Annotated in this window: 15 protein-coding genes and 1 pseudogene; 8 read left to right on the forward strand and 8 right to left on the reverse strand. The window is 72.5% G+C overall.

Features of this window, described 5'->3' with window-relative positions; all coding sequences use genetic code 11:
* Positions 1–51 precede the first annotated feature (51 nt).
* Positions 52–1,878 carry a transketolase gene (locus tag ACIBHX_RS26770; protein WP_397069991.1) on the forward strand — a complete coding sequence of 609 codons (1,827 nt, stop codon included), beginning with the start codon at positions 52–54 and terminating at the stop codon, positions 1,876–1,878.
* Between the two features lie 2 nt (positions 1,879–1,880).
* On the opposite strand, the gene ACIBHX_RS26775 is transcribed toward ACIBHX_RS26770, so the two are convergent.
* Entirely contained in the window at positions 1,881–2,123 is a 243-nt protein-coding gene (locus tag ACIBHX_RS26775; protein WP_397069992.1) for a hypothetical protein, read from the reverse strand.
* A 38-nt stretch (positions 2,124–2,161) separates the two neighbouring features.
* Here ACIBHX_RS26775 and ACIBHX_RS26780 point away from each other — a divergent pair, with 38 nt between their 5' ends.
* The 3 genes from ACIBHX_RS26780 to ACIBHX_RS26790 all read left to right on the forward strand — a co-directional run bounded on the left by ACIBHX_RS26780 (position 2,162) and on the right by ACIBHX_RS26790 (position 6,362).
* Positions 2,162–2,653: a shikimate kinase gene (locus ACIBHX_RS26780; protein WP_397069993.1), complete on the forward strand. Its 492-nt coding sequence runs from the start codon at positions 2,162–2,164 to the stop codon at positions 2,651–2,653.
* 3 nt (positions 2,654–2,656) lie between these two features.
* Positions 2,657–3,193: a GNAT family N-acetyltransferase gene (locus ACIBHX_RS26785; RefSeq protein ID WP_397069994.1), complete on the forward strand. Its 537-nt coding sequence runs from the start codon at positions 2,657–2,659 to the stop codon at positions 3,191–3,193.
* Between the two features lie 97 nt (positions 3,194–3,290).
* On the forward strand, positions 3,291–6,362 hold the full coding sequence (locus ACIBHX_RS26790) for a WD40 repeat domain-containing serine/threonine protein kinase (RefSeq protein ID WP_397070266.1): 3,072 nt from the start codon (positions 3,291–3,293) through the stop codon (positions 6,360–6,362).
* Position 6,363: 1 nt separating this feature from the next.
* Here ACIBHX_RS26790 and ACIBHX_RS26795 read toward each other — a convergent pair whose 3' ends face one another.
* The 3 genes from ACIBHX_RS26795 to ACIBHX_RS26805 are packed head-to-tail and all read right to left on the reverse strand — an operon-like array spanning position 6,364 to position 11,809.
* Complete coding sequence (locus tag ACIBHX_RS26795) at positions 6,364–9,180, reverse strand: BTAD domain-containing putative transcriptional regulator (protein ID WP_397069995.1); 2,817 nt, start codon at positions 9,178–9,180, stop codon at positions 6,364–6,366.
* Complete coding sequence (locus ACIBHX_RS26800; RefSeq protein WP_397069996.1) at positions 9,180–10,997, reverse strand: potassium transporter TrkA; 1,818 nt, start codon at positions 10,995–10,997, stop codon at positions 9,180–9,182. Before ACIBHX_RS26800 ends, ACIBHX_RS26795 begins: the two co-directional genes overlap by 1 nt.
* Before the next feature lie 2 nt (positions 10,998–10,999).
* Entirely contained in the window at positions 11,000–11,809 is an 810-nt protein-coding gene (locus ACIBHX_RS26805) for a hypothetical protein (protein WP_397069998.1), read from the reverse strand.
* A 274-nt stretch (positions 11,810–12,083) separates the two neighbouring features.
* Here ACIBHX_RS26805 and ACIBHX_RS26810 point away from each other — a divergent pair, with 274 nt between their 5' ends.
* Positions 12,084–12,494, forward strand: a complete 411-nt coding sequence (locus ACIBHX_RS26810) for a hemerythrin domain-containing protein (RefSeq protein ID WP_397069999.1) — start codon at positions 12,084–12,086, stop codon at positions 12,492–12,494.
* A gap of 138 nt (positions 12,495–12,632) precedes the next feature.
* Here ACIBHX_RS26810 and ACIBHX_RS26815 read toward each other — a convergent pair.
* From ACIBHX_RS26815 to ACIBHX_RS26825, 3 genes and pseudogenes are all read right to left on the reverse strand, one after another.
* Positions 12,633–12,749, reverse strand: a pseudogene (locus ACIBHX_RS26815) (BTAD domain-containing putative transcriptional regulator); the annotation flags it as partial.
* The gene (locus tag ACIBHX_RS26820; protein WP_397070000.1) at positions 12,698–13,180 is read right to left on the reverse strand and encodes a winged helix-turn-helix domain-containing protein; all 483 of its coding nucleotides are present in this window, start codon (positions 13,178–13,180) and stop codon (positions 12,698–12,700) included. The gene ACIBHX_RS26820 and the pseudogene ACIBHX_RS26815, both read right to left, overlap by 52 nt.
* 24 nt (positions 13,181–13,204) lie before the next feature.
* Complete coding sequence (locus tag ACIBHX_RS26825; protein ID WP_397070001.1) at positions 13,205–15,019, reverse strand: BTAD domain-containing putative transcriptional regulator; 1,815 nt, start codon at positions 15,017–15,019, stop codon at positions 13,205–13,207.
* 151 nt (positions 15,020–15,170) lie between these two features.
* Between ACIBHX_RS26825 and ACIBHX_RS26830 the strand changes: the two genes are divergently transcribed.
* Positions 15,171–15,857: a TIGR00266 family protein gene (locus tag ACIBHX_RS26830; RefSeq protein ID WP_397070002.1), complete on the forward strand. Its 687-nt coding sequence runs from the start codon at positions 15,171–15,173 to the stop codon at positions 15,855–15,857.
* Between the two features lie 47 nt (positions 15,858–15,904).
* Complete coding sequence (locus ACIBHX_RS26835) at positions 15,905–17,005, forward strand: winged helix DNA-binding domain-containing protein (protein ID WP_397070004.1); 1,101 nt, start codon at positions 15,905–15,907, stop codon at positions 17,003–17,005.
* On the opposite strand, the gene ACIBHX_RS26840 is transcribed toward ACIBHX_RS26835, so the two are convergent.
* Positions 17,002–18,153: a serine hydrolase domain-containing protein gene (locus tag ACIBHX_RS26840; protein ID WP_397070005.1), complete on the reverse strand. Its 1,152-nt coding sequence runs from the start codon at positions 18,151–18,153 to the stop codon at positions 17,002–17,004. The two genes, ACIBHX_RS26835 and ACIBHX_RS26840, sit on opposite strands and share 4 nt — an antisense overlap.
* Before the next feature lie 102 nt (positions 18,154–18,255).
* Here ACIBHX_RS26840 and ACIBHX_RS26845 point away from each other — a divergent pair, with 102 nt between their 5' ends.
* Complete coding sequence (locus tag ACIBHX_RS26845) at positions 18,256–19,200, forward strand: sugar kinase (protein ID WP_397070006.1); 945 nt, start codon at positions 18,256–18,258, stop codon at positions 19,198–19,200.
* Positions 19,201–19,231: the final 31 nt, after the last annotated feature.

The following is a 19,231-nucleotide window of genomic DNA, read 5'->3' on the forward strand; positions in this document are numbered from 1 at the left end:
TTAAGGGCTGAGGAAAGGGTAGGCGGGCAGGGAGGAATAGAGGAGGTCAAGATGACAGAGCGGGACATCCAGTACCTGAGCCGGCTGGCCGACCAGTTGCGCGTGGACTCCGTGCGGTGCGCCGAGGCGGCGGGCTCCGGGCATCCCACCTCGTCCATGTCGGCCGCCGACCTGATGGCGGTGCTGTTCGCGCGCCACCTGCACTACGACTTCGACCGGCCTGACGACCCGGCCAACGATCACCTGATCTTCTCCAAGGGGCATGCCTCGCCGCTGCTGTACGCGCTGTTCAAGGCCGCGGGCGCGATCACCGACGAGGAGCTGATGACCTTCAGGAAGCACGGCTCCCGGCTTGAAGGCCACCCGACGCCGCGCCTGCCCTGGGTGGACGTCGCGACCGGATCGCTAGGGCAGGGGCTGCCGATCGGCGTGGGGGTGGCGCTGGCCGGGCGGCTCGAGCGCATGCCGTACCGGGTCTGGGTGCTCTGTGGTGACAGCGAGCTGGCCGAGGGGTCGATCTGGGAGGCGGCCGAGGCCGCGGGCTCCGAGGGTCTGGCGCATCTGACGGCGATCGTGGACGTCAACCGGCTGGGGCAGCGCGGCCCGACCAGGCACGGCTGGGACACCGGCGCCTACGCGCGCAGGTTCGGCGCCTTCGGCTGGCACACGATCGAGATCGACGGCCACGACCCGGGCCAGATCGACTACGCGTTGAGCGACGCGGCCAGTACCAGGGGCAGACCGACGGTCATCCTGGCCAAGACGCGCAAGGGCGCGGGCGCCTCGGAGGTGGAGAACCGGGAGGGCAAGCACGGCAAGCCGCTGAAGGAGCCGGGTACGGCGATCGAGGAGCTCGGCGGCGACCAGCACGTGACGGTGCAGGTCCAGAAGCCGGAGAACGGCAGGAAGCCGTACCGCTTCCAGAGCGGGCCGCTGCGGCTGCCCGAGTACAAGGTCGGCGACGAGGTGGCGACCAGGACCGCGTTCGGTGACGCGTTCAAGGCGCTCGGCGAGGCCAGGGGCGAGGTGGTCGGGCTGGACGGCGAGGTGGCCGACTCGACCAAACTGCAGGAGTTCGCCGAGGCCTTCCCTGAGCGCTTCGTGGAGTGCTACATCGCCGAGCAGCAGCTAGTCGCGACGGCCGTGGGCCTGCAGGTGCGGGGCTGGGTGCCGTACGCGGCGACGTTCGCGGCGTTCTTCACCAGGGCGCACGACTTCATCAGGATGGCCGCGGTGAGCGGGGCGGACATCAGGCTGGTCGGCTCGCACGCCGGGGTCTCGATCGGCGAGGACGGACCGTCGCAGATGGGGCTCGAGGACCTGGCGATGCTGCGGGCCACCTACGGCAGCACGGTGCTCTACCCGTGCGACGCCAACCAGGCCGCGGCGCTGACCACGGCGATGGCCGACGTGCCTGGCGTCTCCTACCTGCGGACCACGCGCGGTAACACGCCGGTGATCTACGAGCCGGGCGAGGAGTTCCCCGTGGGCGGCTCGCGCGTGCTGCGGCGCTCGGAGAAGGACAGGGCCACGATCGTGGCGGCCGGGGTGACCGTGCACGAGGCGCTGGCCGCGGCCGACGAGCTGGCCGACGAGGGGGTGCCGGTGGGAGTGATCGACCTGTACTCGGTCAAGCCGGTCGACGCGAGCACGCTGATCGAGGCGGCCACCACGTCGGGCAACCTCATCACGGTGGAGGACCACTGGCCCGAGGGCGGTCTGGGGGACGCGGTACTGGACGCGGTCGAAGAGTTCGGGCCGAGGGTGGTGAAGCTGGCGGTACGCCAGCTGCCCGGCTCGGCTGGCCCGGCCGAGCAGCTGGCCGACGCGGGGATCGACAGGAACGCGATCGTCGCCGCCGTGAGACGGCTGCTCTAGGTCTACAGCGGGGGCTCGCCGTAGCGACGGCGCTCTTCGTAGACCTCGATCGGCTCCTCGACGATCGTGGGGGTGGCCCGGCGGGCGACGCGGATGCGGTAGATGCCGAAGGCCAGCCCCACCAGGCCGCCGAGCATGAGGATGACACCTACGACGTTGATGTCGATGCCGGCGAGGTCGAACTCGACCGCCCAGGTGAGGATGGCGCCGAGCATGATGAGAATGATGCTTCCGGCGATTGTCATCTGATATCCCTCCTTAGCAACCTGGAACCTCTATCCCTATGGCGAAAAACAAACCCATCGTGGTGATGGGGCTCATGGGCTCCGGCAAGACCACGGTCGGCCGTCTGGTCAGCGCCGCGCTCGGCCTGCCCTTCACCGACAGCGACCCGTACCTCCAGACCAGGTACGGCGCGAGCGCGGCCGAGATGGCCGCGAGCGTGGGCGCCGACGTCCTGCACGAGCGGGAGGCCGCGCACGTCCTGGACGCGCTCGGCGGCGAGCCGAAGGTGATCGCGGCGGCCGCCAGCACCGTGGAGAACTCGCGGGTCCGAGAGGCGCTGAAGGACGCGTTCGTGGTCTGGCTGGACGCGCCCGACGGCGTGCTGACCGAGCGGATGAAGTCCGGCGATCACCGGCCCGGCTTCACCCCCGCCGCGATGCGCGCCCGGCGCGGCTCCTACCTGCGGGAAGTCGCCGATCTGGTGCTCGACATGGCGGAGACCACGCCGGAAATCGCTTGCCGCCGGGTGATCGAGGCTGCTAACCAATGACGCATGTTCGACAACAAGCCCACGCTCGCCGGAGAGCGCGTCACCCTTCGCCCGGTCGGCCTCGAGCACGTCGCCGGGCTGGAGAAGCTGCTGACCGATCCCGAGGTCACCCGGCTGACCGGCTCGCACGCGAGCTTCGAGCCCGGGGTGGCCGAGAAGTGGTACGCCACCCGCGGTGACCACGCCAACCGGCTCGACCTGGCCATCCTCGCGGACGGCGAGTACGTGGGCGAGGTCGTGCTCAACGAACTCGACATCGACAACCTGTCGTGCAACCTGCGCATCGCCCTCATCAGCGACCAGGCGAGCAAGGGATACGGCACCGAGGCGATCCGCCTGGTCGTGGACCACGCCTTCCGCACCACGCCGCTGCACCGCATCAGCCTGGGCGTCTACTCCTTCAACCCACGTGCCATCCACGTCTACGAGAAGGTGGGCTTCATCAAGGAGGGCGTGCTGCGCGACGCGCTGCTCTGGGAAGGTCAGTGGGCCGACGAGATCGTCATGGCCGTCCTGCGCACCGACTGGGCGCTGGCATAATGATCATGACGCACGGGTCCCTCGAGGCGCGCGAGGGACCTGTGACGTTATCGGGCGCAACCAATCAGCCGTTTGGAGCATCTAAGCATCAGTGACGATGCGCTTGGTGCCCGGCGACCCGGAGCGGCTTGGCGGCTACTGGCTGGCAGGTCGGCTCGGAGCGGGCGCACAGGGGGTCGTCTACGACGCCTATGACGGCGAGGGGCGCCGTTTCGCGCTGAAGGTGCTGCACGCCGGGATCGCCGGCGAAGTCCCGGAATCCCTGGCCCGGCTGGCCCCCTGCTGCACGGTCCGGGTGGTGGAGGTACGGCTGGACGCGGCTCCGCCGTACGTGGTGAGCGAGTTCGTGAACGGACCGCACCTGCGGCAGGCGGCGGAGCGGCACGGGCCCTACTGCGGCGAGCAGCTGCGGGCGCTGGCGACCGGGCTGGCGGGGGCGCTGGCCACGCTGCACGGGGAGGGCATCGCCCACCGCGACCTGAAGCCTGAGAGCGTGCTGCTGGCCGCCGACGGGCCCAAGGTCATCGACTTCGGCCTGGCCACGGCGGATCCCGCCGGCGAGACCAGGACGTACCTGGCGCCCGAGGTGTTCACCGGCCAGGCGGGCTCCGCCTCCGCGGACGTGTTCGCCTGGGGAGCCGTCGTGCTCTACGCGGCGACCGGCGCCGACCCGTTCCGCGGCAAGAGCCTCGGCGCGGTCATGCATCGCGTGCTGACCGTGGATCCCGTCCTTGACTCGCTTGAGGAGCCGCTGCGCTCGCTGGTGGAGCGGGCGCTGGCCAAGGACCCCGAGCAGCGGCCCGCCGCCGAGGAGCTGCTGGACGGGCTCGACCTGAAGCAGGCGGCCTCGCTGGCCGCCACGCTCCACCCGCCCGAGGGCCTGGCGGGCCCTCCCTCGCTGGGCGCCCTCGCCGAGGACGTCTACGCCAGGCTCACTCCCGCCGAGCAGCAGGCCGTGCCCGACGTGCTGCTGAGCGGCCACGGCGACGAGGCCACACTGGCCCGCCTGGTCGAGGAGGGTCTGCTGGTGCGGCAGAGCCTCCGCGTCGCCCCCGTCGAGACTCCCCTCGGCAAGCTGGTGGCCACGCGTGCCGACGTGGTGTCCCCGGCCAGCGGCGCCCTGTTCCTGGCCTGGCCACGGCTGCGGGGCTGGGCGGCCGACCGGCGCGCCGAGCGGGCCAGGCGCCGGGCCAGGATCCGCGGGCTGGCGCTGGCGGGCCTGGCGGCGGTGACGGCGATCGCGGTGTCCGTCACGGCGTTGGCCGTACACGGACAGCGCGACCTGGAGCGTCAGCTGGCGCAGGCCAACGCGCGGGCCGTGGCGGCGCGGGCGGAGGCGATGCGCGCCTCGGACCCGCAGGCGGCGATGCGGCTGAGCGTGGCGGCGTGGAAGCTGTCGCCGGTGTTCGAGGCGCGGGCCGCGGTGCAGCACTCACTCGTCCAACCCGAGCTGGGCGTGTTCGCCGATCCCGAGCCCGACGCGCGGGCCTCCTACCGGCTCAGCGGCGACACGCTGACCCGCTGGTCGGCGGGGAGCGTCACCACCTGGGACCTGGCCGCGGGACGCCGACCCACCACCCATCCACTGCCCGCCGGCACCTCGGCCGTCAGCGACGACGGGCGGATCGCGGCCACCGCCGACGGGCGGCTCGTGGACGTGGCCACCGGGCAGGGCGTCGGCGCGGGACGCCCCGCGGGCCAGGCGGCGCTGTACGCCGGCGGCAAAGTGCTGACGGTCTCCAACAGCGCGCGGACCAGGCTGTACGCCGCGGGGGACGCGCGCCCGCTGGTGGAGTCGACCGGCAGGCAGGTGGCCGTCTCCCCCGACGGCACCCGCGCGGCCCTGTCGGCACTGGACGGCCACGTCGAGCTGTGGGACCTGCGCCGCGGCGCGAGGATCCGCACGATCCACGTCGAACCGGTCACGACCGAGGACTCGGGAGCCCCGATCGTGGCCTTCAGCCGTGACGGCGGGCGCATCGCGGTGGTGGGCGGGCGCGGGATCACGCTCAGCGGCGAGGACGGCACGCAGACCATCCCCGACACCTCCGGCGAGGCGCCCCTGTTCAGTCCCGACGGGAGCCTGCTGGCCTTACCCGTGGACGGCACCATCCACCTGTGGCGGCTGGCCGACAGGCACCTGCTCGGCACGTACCCACTGCGCGATCCCGAGCGCGGCTACGCCTTCTCCGGCGACGGGCGGAGCCTGCGCTACCTGAGCGGCCACGGCTCCGTCGTCACGTTGGACCTGTCGGGGCTGCCGGTCGCCACCGCCGTGGAGGCGTACTCGAGTTTCCAAGCGGCGCTGAGCGACGACGGGCGGGTCGCCGCGACCGAGGTGGACGGGGCGATCACGCTGGTGGACGCGGCGGGACGCAAGCCGCTCGGCCAGATCCAGGCCGCCGGCGACCTGGCCTTCGACGCGGGCGGCAACCGCCTGGCGGTCTCCGGCGACCCGGTCACGGTGTGGGAGGTGTCCACCGGCAGACGGCTGGCCACCATCGAGGCCGGGGGCGACGTGCTGTCCGTGGCGCTGTCCCGCGACGGCACGACGCTGGCCACCTCCCGCGGCAGGACCCTGGAGACCTGGGACGTCGGCAAGGAGCGCCGCATCAGGGCCTACGAGGGGCCCGGCGACCTGGCGATGGCCTTCAGCCCCGACGACCGCACGCTCGCCGTCGGCTCCATGCTGCTCGACCTGGACGGCGGGCGGCTCACCCCGCTCGGGCAGCACCCGCCGAACGCGCTGGCCTTCTCCCCCGACGGCGGCACCCTGGCCTACGGGCTGAGCGACGGCCTGGTCACCCTCTACGACGTGGCCGCGCGCAGGGAGCGGGGCTCGTTCCGCCCGGGTTCGGCCGCCGTGGCGGAGCTGCGCTTCTCGCCCGACGGCCAGACGCTCGCGGTGGACGGCGAGCGGGTCGGCCTGTGGGACACGGCCTCGATGCGCGAGGTCGGGCAGGCCCGGATGGACGGGCACGCCGTCGGGCTCGCCTTCAGCCAGGACGGCAAGCGCCTGCGCGGCGTGCGGAGCGACGGCACGATCAACGAGAGCCCGGTCGATCCCGCGCTGGCGGCGGCCGAGGTGTGCGTGCGCGCCGGCGGGCCGCTCAGCCAGAGCGAGTGGCAGCGCCTGATCCCGGAGAGCCCCTACCAGCCCACCTGCTGATTCAGGTGGAGACGGAGGTCAGCAGGTCGCGGACGCTGTCGGCCTCGGGCAGGCCGTAACGCTCGAAGATCTCCAGTGCCTCCGTGAGGCAGGCGGTGGCTCTGCCCGGCTGGCCCAGCTCGTGCAGCGACCGGCCCAGCACGGTCAGCGCCATGCCCTGACCCCACTCGTCGGCCGCCTCGGTCAGCACCGCCAGCGCGTCCTCCGCGCAGTCGAGCGCGCGCTGCGGCCGCCCGCCGGCCAGGTAGGCCTCGGCCATCCTGAACAGCGTGGCGCCCTCCCAGGTGCGCTGCTTGGTGCGCCGGTAGTCGGCCAGCGCGCCGCCGAGCGTGGGGATCGCCTCGTCGGGCCGTCCCGCCTCGCCGAGAACGATGCCCAGCTGGTAGGCGGCGTCTGGGCTGCGCCTGCCCTCGACCTGGAAGGAGACGGCCTCGGCCTCCTGGGCGGTGGCGATCGCCTCCTCCGCCCTGCCGAGCCGGATCAGGGAGCGGGACAGGTTGCCCAGTCCCGTGGCCAGGTCGGCCCTGGCATCGAGCGAGCGCCACACCTCGATGGCCTGCGCGAACCACTCCAGCGCCTCCTCGTGCCGCCAGCCCGACTGGGCGGACATCGCGAGCAGGTTCAGCGCGTCGGCGTATCCGACCAGGTCGGCCGAGGCCAGGCTGAGGTCCCTGGCGGCCAGGCCGTCCTCGGTGGCGCCCTCGAGCAGGCTGCGGCTGACGCGGATCTGACCACGCAGCATGCGCGTACGCGCCTCCAGCCCGGGCTCGCGCAGGGCCGCCGCGTCCACGAGCAGGTCGCCGAGCCGCTCGTAGCGCGCCGGGTCGCTCTCGACGCCGAGCACGTCGCTGGCCAGGTCGAACAGGTCCACCGCCTGCTGCAGCGGCGTGCCGGGCGTGGCGGCGGCCTGCGCCATGCAGCCGAGGATGCCCTGCTCCTCGTCGTGCGCCCACTCGACCGCCTCGGCCTCGTCGGGGAACGACAGGCCCGCGGCGCGGGTCTCGATCCTGTCGCCGCGCGGGTCGCCCACGTACACCAGGCGGAAGGCGGTCGCGGTGCTCGCCACGTAGAAGTCGAGGAGCCTGGCCAGCGCGGGAACCTGCTCGTCGGGGCGGTCCAGGCGGGAGCGGGCGTAGATCTTGAGCAGGTCGTGGTAGCGGTAGCGGCCCGGTGAGGGCGACTCCAGCATGCTGGCGTCGACCAGCGCCTCGCACACCTCCTCCGCCTCCGCCTCGGGCAGGTCGAGCAGTGCGGCGGCGGCCGTGAGCGACAGCAGGGGCGCGTCCGGCACCGACAGCAGCCGGAAGGCGCGGGCGTGGTCGCGGTCCAGCTGGTCGTACCCGAGCGCGAAGGTGGCCTCGATGGCCAGGTCGCCCGCGCGCAGCTCGGCCAGTCTGCGCCGTTCGTCGGCGAGCCGGTCGCGCATCAGCGCGATGCTCCAGCCGGGCCTGGCCGCCAGCCTCGCGGCGGCGATCCTGATGGCCAGCGGCAGGAACCCGCAGGCGGCGACCAGGTCCATGGCCGCGCCCCGCTCCGCCTGGACGCGCTCCTCCCCCACGATCCTGGAGAAGAGCCGCAGCGCCTCGACCGGTCCCATCACCTCCAGGTCCACCTGGCGGGCCCCGGTCAGCCCGATCAGCCGGTTCCTGCTGGTGACCAGGACGGCGCAGCACGCCGACCCGGGCAGCAGCGGCCGCAGCTGGCCGACCCCGGCGGCGTTGTCGAGCACCACCAGCACCCGCCGCGCGGCCAGCACCGACCGGTAGAGCGCGGCGCGTTCGGCCGACTCCTCGGGGGCCTCGTCGACGCCGAGCGCACGCAGGAACGAGGCCAGCACCGTGCCGGGGTCGGCCGGTTGCGGCCCCGACCCGCGCAGGTCGACGAACAGCTGCCCGTCGGGAAAGTCGGGCACGAGCTGGTGCGCGACGTGCACGGCCAGCGTGGTCTTGCCCACCCCGCCCACGCCGGCCATCGCCGAGATGACCAGCGCCGAGGACTCCCCCGAGCGCAGCGCGGCCGTCATCTCGCCGATCTCGCGCTCCCTGCCGGTGAAGTCGGCCACGTCGGCGGGCAGCTGCCTGGGCACGTGGCTCACCTTGACGGCAGCGGACGGCTTGGCGCCCAGCGACGGGTCCGCGCTGATGATCCGCTGGTAGAGCTCGGCCAGCTCGGGCGAGGGGTCCACGCCGAGCTCGTCGGCCAGCAGCCGCCTGGTGTCGGTGTAGACGCCGATCGCCTCGGCCTGCCGTCCCGAACGGTACAGCGCGAGCATGAGCAGGCCGCGCAGCCGCTCCCTGGTGGGGTGCTCGGAGCAGAGCGCGCTCAGCTCGGAGATGACCTCAGCGTGCCCGCCCTCCTCGACGTCGGCCTCCAGCCTGCGCTCCAGCAAGGCGACCCGCCGCTCGGTCAGGCGGGCGCGCTGCGCCTGGACATAGAGGCTGTCCACGCCGGCCAGCGGCTCGCCACGCCACAGCGCCAGCGCCTCGGCGTACCTGTCCTCGGCGCACAGCCGTTCCATCACGGCCAGGTCCGACTCGCCCGCGGCCAGCGCGTAGCCGTCGCCGACCGACAGCAGCGCGGACCCGCCGAGCACCCCGCGCAGCCGGGAGATGTAGGTGCGCAGCGTGCTGAGCGCGGTACGCGGCTGGGCCTCGCCCCAGACTGCGTCGATCAGCTGGTCCTGGCCGACCGTCCTGCCCTCGGCCAGGACGAGGGCAGCCAGCACCAGGCGCTGCTGCGGCGAGCCCAGCTCCAGCTCCTGCTCGCCGCGCCAGGCGCGGATCGGGCCGAGCAGCGAGAACCTCAGATCGTGCGCCATCAGCTCTCCGCGAGGACGATGACCTTGTCGCCGGGCCCGAAGGTCAGGCCGGTCGACTTGTCGGGGTTGAGGTGGACGCCGTACTGCGGCGCCGTGCCGGTCTCGGCGGCCGGCCGGAAGCCGATCGCGGTCTCGCCGCGCCGCCTGGCCGCCTCGATCACGGTGGCGAACGTGGCGGTGGCACCGGGGATCAGGTAGTCCTCCGCGGGCTTGAGGTAGATCTCGGAGCCCTCAGGCGAGAACAGCGTCTCGAAGACCTGGCCCAGGAAGCGGTTCTCGGCCAGCTGGGTGAGCAGCAGGCTGACCAGCTTGCCGCCGACCACGAAGTCGTCGGCCTGGGCGATCTGGGCGAGCCTGCGGTTGCGCTCGTCGTTCATCTCGCTGACGATCGCGCAGCCGGCGTTCATGTCACGCAGGTGCAGCAGGGTCACGATGGTCCGGGCGTCGGCCTTCTGCGGCTCGTAACCGTCGTCCGACAGGACGATCGCGTGGTCGTAGCCGCCGATGCCGAGCGACTCCAGCGCCGTCCTGCTGGTGGTGTCGATCTCCTTGGCCGACACGAGCACGCCCGGCGACAGCGGCACATCCACCGCCTCCGGTCCGGCCAGGTGGATCTCCGAGCCGGGCAGCAGGTAGTTGCCCAGGTCGCGCAGGATCCGCGGCCTGCGCGAGTTGTCGCCGAGCACCAGCGTCCTGGTCGGCCCGGCGGGCTGGTCGACGGCCTGGCTGATGGCCTCGGGCAGCACCCGGGGCGGGGTGGCGGCCAGGCGGATCGCCGAGTCGTCGGGGGCGATGAGCAGCAGCTGGTCGCCGACCTCGATCACGGTGGAGCTGGGCGGGTTGACCACCACGCGGCCGTCGTTGAGCCGCAGCCCGATGGGGGTGGCGCTGTCGTAGGCGAACAGCGCCTCGCCGTACAGGCGGCCGGTGAGGGCGGGCTCGGCGCGCATGTAGATCTCGTCGCCGTCGAAGTCGAGCAGGTCGCTGTAGACGGCCGACAGCCCCACCTGGCGGCACGACTGGACCACCAGCCTGGCGGCCACGTCCTGGGAGTCGACGACCTCCACGTGCAGCCCGCCGGCCAGGCGCGCCGCGGCCAGGTTGTCGCTGTCGCTGACCGCCGCCACGACCGGCGGCGGCCCCTTGGGCCAGTCCCGGTTGCCGAGCGCGAGCAGCGTCTTGACCAGCTCGGCGTCGTCGGTGGGCAGCACCAGCACCGCGTGCGCGTCGCCCGGGCTCACCAGGTCGAGCGCGGACGGCTCCGAGGGGTCTCCCGAGCGGCACACGACCCGGGTCCTGCCGGTGTCGCCCAGCCTGCCGCGCAGCTCTTCCTCCATCTCGAGCTTGTCCCTGTCGGCCAGGATCGCGATCACCGGGCGGCTCTCGCTCTCCTTGGCCTTGACCAGCTCGGAGACGATCGCGAAGACCTCCTCCGACCAGCCGAGCACGACCGTGTGCCCCCGCTCCACCACCCTGGACCTGCCCTTGCGCAGGCTGTCGAGCTTGGACTCCACGCCCGCGGTCAGCACGCCGACCAGGGTGCTGACGATGAAGATGCCGCCGATCGTGACGACCAGCATCATGAAGATGAAGAACGGCCTGCCCTCGTCGCCGCCCATGGTGCCCGGGTCGAGCGTGCGCAGGAGGCTCATCCAGGCGATCTTGTACCAGGGGCCGTTGTCATCGGCGAAGGGTGCGGCCAGCGCGGTGACGATCAGGACGAGGATCGCCGAGGCCACCGCCAGCCAGCCGATGAGGGCAGGCGTGCCCTTCGACATCGTGTTGTCGAACCAGTACCGCAGACGCTCCCGGGACATGGCTACTGCCCCTCCTCCTTGGCGTAGCCGCACGGCTCGACCTTGTCCTTGCCGCCGTTGCTGAAGTCGGGGTCGAGCTCGATCTGCCCGAGCAGGGTGGCCTCGACGGGCCGCCGGACGGTCTCCTGGGTGCCGCAGTTGTACAGCACGTAGGCGCCCTCCATCTCGCCGAGGACCAGCGCCCTGTCGCCGTCCTTGAGCACGGGCTTGTTGTCGCCGTCGTGGACGGTGGCCCACTGGTTCTTGAAGCCGACGACCTTCAGGAACTCGTTGCCGTTGCCGTTGACGTAGATGTCGTGGGCTCCGGCCACCATCATGATGTTGAGGAAGAAGCCCACACCCATGCCGACGAGCACGCCGGTCAGCACCTTGGTGCCGGCACGGCCCGGGGAGGTGCGCCGCATCATCCGGTACGGGATGAGCAGGCCGAAGACGGCCACGATCGCGGCCAGGAACAGTGCTGTGCCGGCGTCCACGTCGAGGGTGCCGTTGACCAGGAAGTAGGCCCAGTAGCCCGCCCCCGACAGCACGGCCGCGACGGCGGCCGCGACCCAGGGAATCTCCCTGACCGCGCTGATCCCCCGTCCGATCGCGCCGCGGGTGGCCTTGTTGATCAGCCAGCAGACCCCGGCGACGAACCCGGTGAGGGGCAGCAGCCACAGGAAGACCTGGACCAGGGTGCTCAGCAGCCGGGCGAAGATCGTGGCCTGCTCCAGGCCTGCCTGCTCGGGCGTGATGCCGAAGACCTCGTAGACGTCCTGGAAGCCGATGTAGAGCATCGCGTACAGGCCCACCGCGAGCGGTACCGCCACCGAGCTCACCTTCTCGAGGAGCTCGAGGACCCGGCCGCGCTCCGGTTCCTTCGGGTCCTCCGGCCTGTCCGGGGGAAGGGTTTGGGCGGGCGGCGTCGGGGGCACGTAAGCCTGTTCTGGCGAAAAAGGCTGATAACTCATGAGAAGAGAGGATGGGGTGGGCATGTCGATGCCTGGTTGACGGGAGATAAACGCGCTCGTCCATCGGGCGTCTATCGGGATGCCACAAGTCGGCGACCAGAGGATGGAAAGAGGCGCCGCCCAGGCTGGCGGCATGAGCACCGTACAGATTCCCGCAGTCGCTCCCCGCCGAACCGGCGAGCCAGAGCCCGACCTCACCTCGATGTACGTCATCCACCGGGCGATGCTCGGCGACCTGCGGCGGCTCACCGCGCTGCTGTCGGGGCCCGTGGTGATCCGCGGCGAGCGGCTTACGGCGATGCGCAGATACACGGCCTCGCTGCTGCTGGAGATCCACCACCATCACGTCAACGAGGACGAGCTGCTGTGGCCGCTCATCGAGCGTACGGCCGGCCAGGCGGTCGACCTGAGCCCGTTCACCGACGACCACGAGACGCTGGCGCCGCTGCTCGAGGCCTGCCGCCGAGCGCTGCGGGGCGCTCGGCCGGTCGCTGGCGAGCATGCTCGAACTACTGGAGGAGCACATCGCGGAGGAGGAGAGTGACCTGTTCCCGATCGTCCACCGCTTCGTGCCGCACGCCGCCAACGCCTGGGTCGATAAGCAGGTGACCAAGCGCGCCACCTCGCCCTGCCGCTCCGCCCGGTACAGCGCCCTGGCCAGCAGCGCCCACGCCCCCTCGCGTAACGGGTGCTCACCGACCAGCCGCTCCAGATCCGGTACGGCACGCGCCGCCCCACCGTGCCCGATCACCGCCGCGGCGTGCCGCTCCATCGCCGAGAGCCGCAGCTCCTCCAGCAGGACGGCCTCGGCATCGGCCCAGTGGAACCCGGCGAACTCCTGGTAGGCGGCGCGTGCGCCTCGGCGAGTTGGCCGGGCCCCGCGGCGGGGTCGCGCACCAGGCTCTCGAACCGCCAGGCGTCGACCGCCTCGGCCTCCAGGTCAAGCGCGTATCCGGGCGGCCGGGTGACCAGCACCTCGGCGGGCGAACGCGGCGACCTGCCGGGCTCGATCGCCCTGCGCAGGTTGGAGACGTACGACTGGACGGCGGCCAGCGCCTTGGGCGGCACCTCGTCGGCGTACAGGTCGTCGATGAGCCGGTCGACGGGCACGACCTGGCCGCCGGCGGCCAGCAGCCGCCCGAGCACCGAGCGCTGCCGGGGCCTGCCCAGCACGACCGGCTCGCCGTCGACGTGTGCGGCGAGCGGCCCGAGGACCCGGAAGGTCAGCACGATGCAGCCACCGTACGCCACCGTCTACACGGCGGCTCCGGCCCCTGTCCTGACCAGCCACCGCACGTTCTGCGGCAGGTCGGCGAGCACGGCCTGGCGCAGCACCGGATGGGTGAAGCGGACCGGCGCGTCCTCGGCCAGGAAGCCCAGCTCCACCAGCGTGCGCAGGACCGCGGCCAGCTCGTCGAGCGCCATCCCCGCCGCCTCGGCGATCACGGGGGGATCGGCGGGCCCGTCGAGCAACGCCACCGCCCTGGCGGCCCGCACCGCGCCGGTGCCCGCCTTGCGCAGCCAGTCGGCCGCCCACCGGGTGACGCTCGCCGGGCAGCCGTCCTGGCGGGCGCCCGCGGCCAGGTACTCGGTCAGCAGGAAGGCGTTGCCGCCCGTGAGCCGCAGCGCGCCCTCGATCAGCCCGGCATCGGGCACCCCGCCGAGCAGTTCGGTGGCCAGCGCCTCGACCGCCTGCCTGGGCGGGCTGCCGAGCCGGACGGGGCCGAGCAGGGAGCACAGCTCGTCGAGCACCTCGGGGCCGGCCACGCCGGTCGCCCTGGTCGCCGCCACCACGACGGGGACGCGCTGGCTGCGCCGCACCAGGTAGGCCAGCCAGCGCATCGACTCGGGGTCGCACCACTGCAGGTCGTCGACGGCGATGAGCAGCGGGGCCCGCTCCGCCAGCCGTACGGCCAGCCAGTAGAGGGCGTGCGTGGCACCGGGTCCGGCGACGGCGTTGTCCCAGACGGCGGCCGCGGCGGGGGCGGCCACGCCACTCAGCACCTGGTTCCGCTCGGCCTCGGGCAGTGCGCAGAGGATGGGCTCGAAGACCTGCCTGGCCACGCCGTACGGGATGTCCTGTTCGAGCGGATGCGTGCGAGTGTGCGCCACCCGGAAGCCGCGCACCTGGGCGAGCGCCTCCGCGGCGCGCAGCAGCTGCGTGCGACCTGAGCCGGGCGCGCCCTCGAAGACCACGCTGCCTCCGGAGCCGGCCTCGGCGCCGGCCAGCGCGGCGCCTGTCACTGCGAGCAGCTCGTCGCGCCCCAGGCAGCGGACCAGGGCCTGCGGCTCCTCCATCGGGCGCGCCTGCGGCAGCTCGAGGGAGGCTGTCTGCGACAGGATGTCGGCCTCGAGGCGCCGCAGGCCGGGGCCGGGATCCACGCCGAGCTCCTCGGCCAGGTAGCCGCGGGCCTGCCGCAGCGCGGCCAGCGCGTCGCCCTGCCGCGCCGAGCGGTACAGGCCGAGCGCCAGCAGCCGCCACCCCTCCTCGCGCATGGGGTGGGCGCGGGCGTGCACGTCCAGCTCGGGTACGGCCTCCGCGTGCCTGCCCAGGGACAGCAACGCGTCCAGGCGGTGTTCCACGGCCGCCATCCGCAGCTCCTCCAGCCGGGCGATCTCTCCCTCCGCCCACAGCGTGCCCGCGAACTCGACATAGGCGGGCCCGCGCCACAGCCCGAGCGCCTGGTCGAGCAGCCGCAGCGCCAGCGCGGGATCGCGCGCCTCGGCCGCCTGGCGGAACAGCCGCTCGAACCGGCCCGAGTCCACCTCATCGTCGCCCACGCGCAGCACGTAGCCGCCCGGCTCGGTGACCAGCACGCTGGGGGCGGTGCGCCCCTCGGTCCGCGGCTCGAGCACCCGGCGCAGCTGGCAGACGAACGTGCGCAACGACGACAGCGCCTGCGGCGGCGCCTCGCCCTGCCACAGGTCGTCGATCAGCCGGTCGAGCGGGATCACCTTGCCGCGCGACAGCAGCAGCCGGGCCAGCACCGCCCTGTTGCGCGGGGTGCCCACCTCGACCCTGGTGTCCCCGCGCCACAGCTCCACACTTCCAAGCACTCCGAAACGCATGTTTCCGTCCCCCAAAAACTCTCCCCATTGGACGGGAGAACAGTGCACGCGGCCACTCAACGACGCGTATACGAAACGTTTACGCGCAGGTCAGAGGCCATATCAAGTGATCGTCAACAGACCGTCAACCATGGTCAGCGAGGCTCGCGGCATGAAGTCAGAAATCAGACACGGCGGGTCGTTCGCCGTTGCCCGGTGCCACCTGGCGGGTGGCGAGAGTGTCCGCGTCGAGTCGGGCGCGATGAGCGCGACGAGCGCCGGGGTCCAGCTGCAGGCCAAGATGGAGGGCGGCCTGCTGCGCGGCCTGGCGCGCTCCGCGCTGGGCGGCGAGTCGCTGTTCACCACCCGCTACACCGCGCCGCAGGGCGGCGGCTGGGTGGACGTGGCGCACCACCTGCCCGGCGACGTGGTCGCGGCGCCGGTCCAGCACGGGCGGGCGCTCATGCTGACGCGCGGGTCGTGGATCGCCTCCTCCGACGGGGTGGAGATCGTCACCAAGTGGGGTGGCATGTCCAACCTCATCGGCGGCGAGGGCGGCTTCCTCATCAGGGCCGAGGGCCAGGGCGACGTGGTCCTGGGCTGTTACGGCGCGCTCGACTGGTTCGAGCTCGCGCCCGGCGAGACGATCGTGGTCGACACCGGCCACCTGGTGGCCTACGACGAGACGGTCCGCAGCAACCTGCGCAGGGCGGTCGAGGGCAAGACGATCCAGTCGCTCAAGTCGGGCGAGGGTCTGGTCTTCGACTTCACCGGACCGGGCCGGGTGCTCACCCAGACCAGGAACCCCAGTGCGCTGATCTCCTGGCTGACAGCGGAGCTCCCTTTCCAGCAGGCCTGAGGCTATCGCGGCCTGAACCAGGCCGCGATAGCCCCTACGGTAGGGCCATGGATCCCCTCCTCAGCCTCCGTGAGCTGAACCGCGCCACCCTCGAGCGGCAGCTCCTGCTCCGCCGTACCTCCAGGAGCGCGCTCGAAGTCGTCGAGCACCTGGGGGGCCTGCAGGCCCAGACGCCGCACACCTGGTACACCGGCCTGTGGAACCGGATCGAGGAGTTCCAGGCGGCCGACGCCGCCGACCTGCTCGCCTCGCGCAAGGTGGTCCGCATCGCCCTGCAGCGCTCCACGATCCACCTGGTCAGCGACCGCGACTGCCTGGCGATGCGGCCGCTGGTGCAGATCGTGACCGAGCGGATGACGCGCAGCACGTTCGGCAAGCAGCTGGCCGGGGTGGACCTGGACGAGCTGGCCGCGCTCGGGCGCTCGCTGCTCGAGCAGCGGCCGATGACCTTCGCCGAGCTGGGCAGGGCGCTGGCCGAGCGGTGGCCGGACAACGACCCGCACGCGCTCGGGCAGGGGGTCCGGTGGCTGGTGCCGCTGGTCCAGGTGCCGCCGCGGGGGCTGTGGGGCAAGTCGGGGCCGGTGGCGCACACCTCGGTGGAGTCCTGGCTCGGGTTCTCGGTGCCCGCCATGACGGCGGCCGAGCTGGTGACGCGGTATCTGGGGGCGTTCGGGCCTGCCACGGTCAAGGATGTGCAGACCTGGTCGGGGCTGACGCGGCTGGCCGAGGTGATGGAGTCCATGGACCTGGTGCGGTTCAGGGATTCCGCGGGGGCGATCTATTACGACCTGCCGGACGCGCCGCGGCCCTCCGGTGATGTCCCCGCGCCGGTCCGGTTGATGTACGACTTCGACAACCTCTTCCTGTCCCACGCGGACAGGTCACGGGTGATCACGCCCGCGGGCTTCACCACCTTGTCCGGATTTATGGGCACAAATGTCATGCCGCGGGTGATCCTGGTGGACGGCTTCACCGCCGGCGACTGGACCGTGTCGCGGGCCAAGGGCACCTCCACGCTGCACATCCACCAGTGGGAGCCGATCGCCGGCCTCGACGCCGTCGAGGCGGAGGCGAAGCTGCTGCTCGACTTCCTCGCCCCGCGCGACCAGCACGAGATCGCCGTGCACGACGGCCCGTCGCGCGGCTAGTCGATCGAGGTGTAGACCGTGGTCCAGAAGTCCTGGAACACCTTCGGCGGCACCGGCGAGGTCATCGCGACCTGGGTCAGCAGCACGCCCACCAGTCCTTCCGCCGGATCGGTGTAGGCCGTGGTGCCCAGCCCGCCGGCCCAGCCGAAGCGCCCCGGCCGGGTGTACAGGTGGTCCATCCGGTTGGCGACGTGGACCCCGAATCCCCAGCCGCCCGAGCCGAGGAACGGCTCGTTGCCCGCCTTCTGCTCCGGCGTCAGGTGGTCGGTGGTCATCAGCTCGACCGACGCCCGCGACAGGATGCTCCCTCCCTTGCCGAGGAGCATGCGGCAGAACGCGGCGTAGTCGTCGGCGGTCGACAGCAGCCCGGGCCCGCCGCCCCCGGCGGCGAAGACCGGCGGCTTGTCCCACTCGCGCAGGTCCGGTCTGGGCACCGGTCCGGGCAGGTAGGACCCCACCAGCCGGTGGAGCTTGCCCGCGGGCAGGTAGTACCCGGTGTCGCGCATCCCGAGCGGCTCGAAGATCCGCTCGGTCGTGAAGTCGTGCAGCGACCGCCCGACGGCCCGCGCGATCATGATGCCGAGCACGTCCGACCCGGTGTTGTAGGTCCAGGCCGCGCCCGGCTGGAACATCAGCGGCAGCCGGCCCAGCCGCTTGAGCCACTCGTCGGGCCCGTTGTCGGGCCCATCGGGTCCGCGGTCGACGCCCGGGTCACTCATCGCGCGCAGGATCGGAAAGTCCTCGCCACCCGGCACGAACAGCTGCCCGATCCCCATGCCGAACGTCAGCAGGTCGCGCACGGTGATCGGTCGCCTGGCGGGCACGGTGTCGTCCAGCGGCCCGTCCAGCCTGCGCAGCACCCGGCGATCCGACAGCTCGGGGATCAGCTCGTCGACGGGGTCGTCGAGCCGCAGCACGCACTCCTCCACCAGGATCATCGCCGCCGCGGCGGTGACGGCCTTGGTCAGGGACGCCATGCGGAAGAGCGAGTCCCGCTCGACCGGGACGTCGCCGCCGGCCGTCAGCGTGCCCGCCGCCACGGCGTGCGTCTCGCCCCGGTGGTGGACGAGCGCGACCAGGCCCGGTATCTCGCCGCGCTCGGTGTAGCCACCGAGCGCGGCCCGCATCCGCTCTTCCAGAACGCTCATCGCTCCTCCTCGGCTCCTGTGTGCGATGGAGAAGACCGCCCCGCGCCGGAAAACTCATCGGCGCGCATGACAGCGATGCATGATGTGCCGTAATTTACCCGCGTGACCGATCTGGTGACCTTCGGCGAGACGATGGCGCTGTTCTCCGCGCGCCGTACCGGACCCCTGCGCTTCGCCCGCGACTTCGACCTGGGCGTCGGCGGCGCGGAGTCGAACGTCGCGATCGGCGTCACCCGCCTGGGCCACGAGGCCACCTGGATCGGCCGCGTCGGCGCCGACGAGTTCGGCGACCTGGTCCGCGCCACGCTGCTCGGCGAGGGCGTCCACGCCCACGCCATCTCCGACCCGGACGCCCCGACCGGCCTGATGATCAAGGGCCGCCGCACGGCCGACCTCATCGCCGTCCGCTACTACCGCGCGGGCAGCGCCGGGTCCCGCCTCTCCCCCGCCGACCTGGACGCTTCACTCATCCAGTCGGCCAGGGTGCTCCACGTCTCCGCGATCACCCCGGCCCTTTCCGGGCAGGCCCGCGACGCCGTACGGCATGCCGTCGAGACCGCCCGCGCGGCCGGAGTACCCGTGTCGCTGGACGTCAACTACCGCAGGGCCCTGTGGTCCCCCGAGGAGGCGGGCGCCTGGCTGCGCGACACGATCGGGCAGGTGGACATCCTGTTCGCCACGGTCGCCGAGGGCCGCCTGATCGCCGACGTCGCTGACCCCGTGGACCTGGCCAAGGCCCTGGCCTCGCTCGGCCCCCGCCACGTCCTGCTCAAGTTCGGCGCCGACGGCGCCCTCGAGCTCTCCGACGACCAGGTACGGCACGCCTCCGCGTTCCCCGTGACGGAGGTCGACCCGGTCGGCGCCGGAGACGCCTTCGCGGCGGGCTGGCTCGCCGACTGGCTCGCCGGGGCAGCCCCCGAGCAGCGTCTCAGCACAGCGTGCGCGGCAGGCGCCTTCGCGGTCACCTCCCAAGGCGACTGGGAAAGCCTCCCCCGCCGCGCCGACCTGGCACTCCTCACCCCCATAGGCGACGGCGTCCACCGCTGACGACACGTCCGGCCCCTGCCCCCATGGGCTG

The sequence above is a fragment of the Nonomuraea sp. NPDC050536 genome (assembly GCF_044457685.1).
Lineage (GTDB): Bacteria > Actinomycetota > Actinomycetes > Streptosporangiales > Streptosporangiaceae > Nonomuraea.